The organism is Stenotrophomonas sp. A3_2 (assembly GCF_036624925.1).
Taxonomy (GTDB): Bacteria; Pseudomonadota; Gammaproteobacteria; order Xanthomonadales; family Xanthomonadaceae; genus Stenotrophomonas; species Stenotrophomonas hibiscicola.
In genome coordinates this window covers 1-504 of sequence record NZ_JAZKVY010000142.1, presented here as the reverse complement: position 1 = coordinate 504, position 504 = coordinate 1, and the positions used below count along the sequence as shown (strand labels likewise).

Below are 504 nucleotides of genomic sequence, written 5' to 3'. Positions count from 1 at the left end.
CGGAACGCATCGCCGCGCGTCTCTCCACTGGCAATATCTACGTCAACCGCAATATGATCGGCGCGGTGGTGGGGGTGCAGCCCTTCGGCGGCTCGGGGCTTTCCGGCACCGGGCCGAAGGCGGGCGGCCCCGATTATCTGCGCCGCTTCGCGCTGGAGCAGACCGTATCGGTGAATACGGCGGCCGCCGGCGGCAACGCGGCGCTACTGACGGCGGAGGAATGATGCTGGAGGGGCCGGAAGTCGAAGGGCATGTGCGGCATACGGGCCATCGGCGCCTCGACACGGTGCTGGGCTTGGCCGCCGTGGTGATGTCCGCCACCTCGGTTGGTATCGCGCTGCATCACGGGCGCATCATGGAGAAGCTCGTCGCCGCCAATACCTGGCCTGTGCTCACCTTCGATTCCAGCAACACGGACTATACCGGCAAGCGCCATGTGGTGAAGCTCTCCCTGCAGAATGTCGGCGTGGGGCCGACGCGTATCGAGACCTTCGAGGTGTTCTA

Annotated in this window: 2 protein-coding genes; both read left to right on the top strand. The window is 65.9% G+C overall.

Going from position 1 to position 504, the window contains the following annotated elements; genetic code table 11:
• On the top strand, positions 1-224 hold a 224-nt coding region (locus R5H29_RS03945; protein ID WP_332328786.1), incomplete at its 5' end, for an aldehyde dehydrogenase family protein.
• Positions 224-504 (top strand): hypothetical protein (locus R5H29_RS03940; protein ID WP_332328785.1); only part of this gene is annotated, 281 nt, incomplete at its 3' end. The genes R5H29_RS03945 and R5H29_RS03940, both read left to right, overlap by 1 nt.